Below are 6,453 nucleotides of genomic sequence, written 5' to 3' on the forward strand. Positions count from 1 at the left end.
GGCAGAAGAAGTGATCCCGACATGCGTAAGGCATATTCACCGGCATAGTTTTGACCTCAGGTCAAGCAGAGTATTTTCTCTTTTGGTCGGAATGGGTGTGGTATGCAGCCTGTCCTTATGGGGAAATATCAGACTTTGGCAATCCAACCGGCAATATGCAGACGACGCCCTGAAGTTCCGTGCCATCCGCTCCTGGAGCGGATGTACTCCGGGAGATATTCTCTGGTTGAACAAGGTTTTTGACATCCATCGTGACGAGAAGGCCATCGAATGGATCAGAGAACAGGCCGATGGTTACGAGAACGAACTGAAAGCTGTTTCCGACAGCCTGATGCAGGAGAAACTTAAATTACAGGTAAAATCTGAATCCGATTGATATGGCCAGTGTGAAAGTAAAATTCAGACCTTCCACCATAGAAGGAAAGGAAGGTACCGTCTATTATCAGATTATCCAGAACCGTGTAATCCGTCAGTTAAAGACGGATTACCGGATATTTACGGATGAATGGAACGAAGCTGGAAGCTGTATCATTGTCGGTAGTTCGGAGAGAAGCAATCTGCTCCTTTCCTTGCAGGAACGCATGGAATGGGACCTGAAGCGGCTGGACATGATTATCCGACAACTGGATAACCGGAAAACCGGATATACGGCAGATGATATTATAGCTTCTTTTCAAAGCAATACAGAGGGACAGTCGTTTTTCAACTTCATGCAGGGTATCATAGCCCGTCTAAAACAGATGGGCAAGATACGCACGGCTGAAAATTATTCCTGCACCCTGAAAAGTTTCATGCAGTTCAGAGGGGACAGGGATGTTCTGCTGTCCGAAATTGATTCAGATTTGATGCAGCTTTATGAAGCCTACCTTCATGGAAAAGGTGCCGTACGGAATACCAGTTCATTCTATATGCGTATCCTTCGGGCGGCATATAACCGTGCTCAGGAAAAGGGACTGATGGAACAGCGCAATCCTTTCAGGCATGTCTATACGGGAGTGGACAAGACCGTCAAACGTGCCGTTCCCTTATCCGCCATCAAGCGTATGAAGAATCTGGATCTGTCCTTACAGCCTAATCTGGAATTTGCAAGGGACATGTTCCTGTTCAGCTTTCTATACCCGTGGCATGTCGTTCATAGATATGGCTCACCTGAAAAAGAAAGATCTTCAGAACGGATTTTTATCGTATCGCAGACGAAAGACCGGGCAGCAGCTGGTTATCAGGTGGGAAAAATGCATGCAAGAGATTGTCGGCAAATACCCGGAAGACAGTCTCAGTCCTTATCTTTTGCCGGTATTGAAATATCCTTTTAAGGATATGCACAAGCATTACAGGAATGTCATGTCCGGAATAAACAGACACCTTAAAGAAATAGCCAGACTGGCCGATATATCCTTTCCTCTGAGTATGTACTGTGCCCGCCATTCATGGGCAAGCGCAGCCAAAGGCAAGAACATTCCGATTTCGGTTATCAGTGAAGGGATGGGACATGATTCCGAGGCGACCACACAAATTTATCTGGCCTCATTGGATAACTCCGTAGTAGACAAAGCCAATGCACAAATTCTGAAAGGTCTGTAGGATTGGAGAATGTTTAGCAAAAGCATTCATTTCTTAGACAGAGGGACTCACTCTTGCGCAAAGTTATACATTTTATTGAAAATCCTGCAATTCCGGCCGTTGGATTTTCATCCGGAAGTCATTGAATTTCAACTATTGTTTAGCAATCCTACATATAATTCATCAGCAAATCAGCCTTATAGCTTGAAATCTCCCTCTGTCTAAGAAAGACGCAGACACCGGGACTTTCTCGTCCCCTTTACGCACAGAAAGAAGATGGAGAAAACGACCGGAGAAGCCGACATACAGGAGAACAGGCTGAAAGAACTTTCACCCGACTTACTGAATACCTTGCTCAAAGATCATACAACGAGTAAGGAAGGAAAACAGTGTAATATATTCTGGGCTACTTCCGATTATGAACCGCTCGGCAGAGGTTATGAATACGGATCGCAGATTCTTCCGGAGCTGATAACCGGAGAGAACGGTCATGTAGTCATGCCCCGTGTCCTGAAACACAGGGACACCCAAAGCACACGTTCCCGGGAAATGGCGGAGGTATTTACTCCGTCCTGGATATGTAATGCCCAGAACAACCTTATTGATGAAGCCTGGTTTGGCAGAAAGGATGTATTCAACCATGAAGTGACATCTAAAGACGGTACACATTCATGGGAAATCAATCCTGATAAAATTGCTTTTCCTGAAGGCAGGACATGGAAAGACTATGTACGGGAAAACCGGTTGGAAATCACCTGTGGAGAAGCTCCTTATCTGGTAAGCAGGTATGATACGACTACCGGAACATTCATTCCTGTGGAGAAACGTATCGGCCTCCTTGACCGTAAGCTCCGTATTGTCAGTGAGAATACTACGACAACGCGTGAATGGCTGGAGGCAGCCAAGGATGCTTACAGAAGCATCTATGCCTATGAATGGCAAGGCGACAGTCTTCTTCTTGCCCGTGAAGCTCTTCTCTTATCCTTCATCGAATATTACCGGAACAAGTTCGGTAAAGATCCGCAAATTAAATCTATCAACCATATAGCCTATATCATCTCCTGGAATGTATGGCAGATGGACGGACTGAAAGGTGTTGTTCCGGACAGTTGCGGAGAACGTGTGCGGATGGAACCAAGTCTGTTCGGTACGATTGAAAGACGGGAGCCGTGCGAGGGCTGTCTGAAAAATGACCTGACCAAGCACAACGGAATTTACTGCATTATCAAGGACTGGCGGGCAACGGACAAGGCAACAGGCAAAAAGGGGGAACGAATCCGATTTATCGACCTCATAAATGAAGAAACATGAGATTCACATCGTCCCTGAAACTAAAACTGATCTATGTGTTCCGTATCAATGATACGGCGCACCGTGGGTGCCTGAAGATTGGCGAGGCAACCTGTGAGGATGAAAACGTGTTCGGTCTGTCTCCTAACAGCAAGGCACTCAATGAAGCGGCAAGAAAGCGTATCAACCAGTACACACAGACGGCTGGCATCGCATACGATCTGCTATATACGGAACTGACCGTTTATAACTGTGGCGGACTTCGTTCGTTCAACGACAAGGAGGTACACAATGTCTTGGAACGCTCCGGTATCAAAAAGAAAGTATTCGATACAGTCAACAAGGCCAATGAATGGTTCATCACCGATCTGGAAACCGTCAAGCGTGCCATTGCGGCTGTCAAGGAAGGCCGGAGCTCCCTTTCATCAGCGGAAGTTACCCGTGAATATTCCCCGATTGCATTCCGGCCGGAACAGCAGGAAGCCATCAGCAAGACCAAGAAACAGTTTAAGAAAGGCAACCAGATGCTCTGGAACGCAAAGATGCGTTTCGGAAAGACCCTTTCTGCCCTACAGGTTGTTAAGGACATGGAGTTTCAGCGTACTCTGATTCTGACTCATCGTCCTGTGGTGGATGCCGGATGGTTTGAGGATTTCGGTAAGATATTTTACGACCGCAAGGATTTTGCATACGGTTCCAAGAACAACGGGGAAAGTTACGACAGTCTTGAACGGCAGGCAGAAAGTCACGGATTGCATTATGTCTATTTTGCCTCCATGCAGGATTTGCGCGGTTCTGAACTTGTAGGTGGTAACTTTGACAAGAATAACAAGGTTTTTGCTACCGATTGGGACCTGATTATCGTTGATGAAGCGCACGAAGGCACCCAGACCGAACTGGGTAAAGCGGTTATGGGAGAGCTGGTCAAGGAACAGACCAAAGTATTACGCCTGTCAGGTACTCCATTCAACCTGCTGGATGATTTCAAAGAGGATGAAATCTATACATGGGACTATGTGATGGAACAGCGGGCCAAGGTGAGCTGGGACGAACTCCATTTTGGTGATCCCAATCCGTATGCCTCACTGCCTACACTCAATATCTATACCTACGATTTGGGACGGCTGCTTCATGAGTTTGTAGATGAGGATGTCGCCTTTAACTTCAGGGAATTTTTCCGGGTCAATGAGGCTGGCGGTTTCTGTCATGAAAAAGATGTGTGGGCTTTTCTGAATCTTCTTACCAAGGAGGACAAGGACAGCCTTTATCCATATGCCAACGAGGAATATAGGAATATTTTCCGCCATACCCTCTGGATGGTGCCCGGCGTGAAGGAAGCAAGGGCACTGAGTGCCATGCTCCAGACACATCCGGTGTTCCAGCATTTCAAGGTGGTCAATGTAGCCGGTGACGGTGATCAGGACGAGGAGAGCCGTGATGCCCTGGAAGCCGTGGAACAGGCTATCGGAAAAGATCCGGATGCTACACGGACCATTACCCTCTCTTGTGGACGGCTGACGACTGGAGTAAGTGTAAAGGCATGGACTGCCGTGTTCATGCTGTCCGGTTCCTATAATACAGCCGCATCCAGTTATATGCAGACCATCTTCCGCGTACAGACACCGGCAACCATCAACGGACGGATGAAGGAGCAGTGCTATGTTTTTGATTTTGCTCCTGACCGTACCCTGAAAGTGATTGCTGAAACAGCCAAAATATCGTCCAAAGCCGGAAAAACTTCACAAAGCGACCGTAAGGCTATGGGTGAGTTTATCAATTTCTGTCCCATCATATCCATAGAGGGCTCACAGATGAACCGCTTTGATGTACCCCGTATGTTGGAACAGTTGAAACGGGTATATGTGGAACGTGTCGTCCGTAACGGGTTTGAAGACAACAGTCTGTATAACGATGAGCTGATGAAACTGGATGATCTGGAACTACAGGAATTCGATGCCCTGAAAAAGATTATCGGCCAGACCAAAGCTATGCCAAAGACCAACCAGGTGGACATCAACAGTCAAGGCCTGAATAATGAGGAATACGAGGAAAAGGAGAAGCTGGAGAAGAAACCCAAGAAGGAACTTACGGAGGAAGAACGGAAACGGCTGGAAGAACTGAAAAAGAAGACCAAGAACAGGGAAGCGGCCATTTCCATACTCCGTGGCATATCCATCCGTATGCCCCTGTTGATTTATGGTGCGGAACTGAGTGATGAGAGTCAGGAAATCACGATTGATAATTTTGCCTCACTCATTGACCCACAGTCATGGGAAGAGTTCATGCCAAAGGGAGTGACCAAGCAGAAATTCAACAGCTTCAAAAAATACTACGACCCGGAAATATTCTGTGCCGCTGGAAAACGAATTCGTGCGATGGCCCGTGCTGCGGACAAACTGAGTATTGAGGAACGAATCGAACGAATTACGGACATCTTCAGTACTTTCCGTAATCCGGACAAGGAAACGGTGCTTACTCCGTGGCGCGTGGTAAACATGCATCTCGGTGACTGTCTTGGAGGATATAACTTCTATGACACGGAGTATCAGAATGTAATTTCTGAACCACGGTTTATAGATAAAGGAGAGGTTACCGCAGAAGTTTTCTCCCCTGAATCCCGTATTCTGGAAATCAATTCCAAATCCGGACTTTATCCGCTTTATATGGCATACGGCATTTACCGGGCAAGGGCAAAGGCTTCTCTTTTCGCTGTAGAAACAGTAGAAGAGCAGCAGGCTGTATGGGACAAGGTCATAGCTGAGAACATCTTTGTCATCTGTAAGACTCCAATGGCGAAGAGTATTACCAAACGTACACTTGCCGGATTCCGTAAAGCAAAAGTAAATACAAGATATTTTGAAGATTTAATCAACCAGATTAAGAACAAGCCGGAAAACTTTATAGCCAAAGTTGCCAAAGGTCGTTCTTACTGGAAAGCCATAGACAATGACAATATGAAATTTAATGCGATAGTGGGAAATCCACCATATCAAGAGGTTGTTGATCAAAAAGAAAGTACAAACGGACAAAAGGTTAGCATAAGTATCTTTCAATATTTCCAAACTATCAGTGAACAGATAGGGAAATATACAGCCTTAATATATCCAGGCTCTAGGTGGATTCATCGTTCAGGAAAAGGACTTGAAAAATTCGGTTTGGCCCAAATGAATGATCCTCATTTAGCTCTACTTGAATTTTTCCCTTGTTCTAAAGATATATTTAAAGATGTTGCTATTGCAGATGGACTTTCCATTGTACTAAAAAACATGGAAAAGAATGAATGTGGATTTACATATAAATATTCTGTAGATGGTAAAGTGATTACTATCCAAGCTAACAATCCAGGAAATGATATGTTTTCTCTTAACCCCCAAGATAATGAAATTATAAAAAGATTAGATAATGCAATCAAATCATTCGGATGTTTACATGACTCCATACTTCCTCGTAATTTATTCTCTATTGAAAGTGATTTTGTTGAGAAAAATCCTTCTCTCGTAAAAGAATACAATGATGGTGATTATTATAATCCGGAGACAGAGATAAAACGTAAGCATTCGTTAAACTACAAGTATTGAACTTTATATACAACAATAGCGACTG

General features: G+C 45.1%; 2 protein-coding genes and 2 pseudogenes. All 4 read left to right on the forward strand.

The window, feature by feature from the left end; genetic code table 11:
* Positions 1-376, forward strand: a pseudogene (locus RDP42_RS12320) (hypothetical protein); the annotation flags it as partial.
* 1 nt (position 377) lies between these two features.
* Positions 378-1,581 (forward strand): annotated as a pseudogene (locus RDP42_RS12325) (site-specific integrase).
* 255 nt (positions 1,582-1,836) lie between these two features.
* Complete coding sequence (locus RDP42_RS12330) at positions 1,837-2,871, forward strand: restriction endonuclease subunit M (protein ID WP_308763927.1); 1,035 nt, start codon at positions 1,837-1,839, stop codon at positions 2,869-2,871.
* Positions 2,868-6,428, forward strand: coding sequence for an Eco57I restriction-modification methylase domain-containing protein (locus RDP42_RS12335; protein ID WP_308763928.1), 3,561 nt, complete (start codon positions 2,868-2,870; stop codon positions 6,426-6,428). The genes RDP42_RS12330 and RDP42_RS12335 overlap by 4 nt, the downstream gene beginning before the upstream one ends.
* Positions 6,429-6,453: the final 25 nt, after the last annotated feature.

The organism is uncultured Bacteroides sp., assembly GCF_902472605.1.
Lineage (GTDB): Bacteria > Bacteroidota > Bacteroidia > Bacteroidales > Bacteroidaceae > Phocaeicola.

Bases quoted from the DNA above. Each gene is read 5' to 3' on its own strand.
- RDP42_RS12330 (WP_308763927.1), top strand. From the start codon at position 1,837: ATGGAGAAAACGACCGGAGAAGCCGACATACAGGAGAACAGGCTGAAA.
- RDP42_RS12335 (WP_308763928.1), top strand. From the start codon at position 2,868: ATGAGATTCACATCGTCCCTGAAACTAAAACTGATCTATGTGTTCCGT.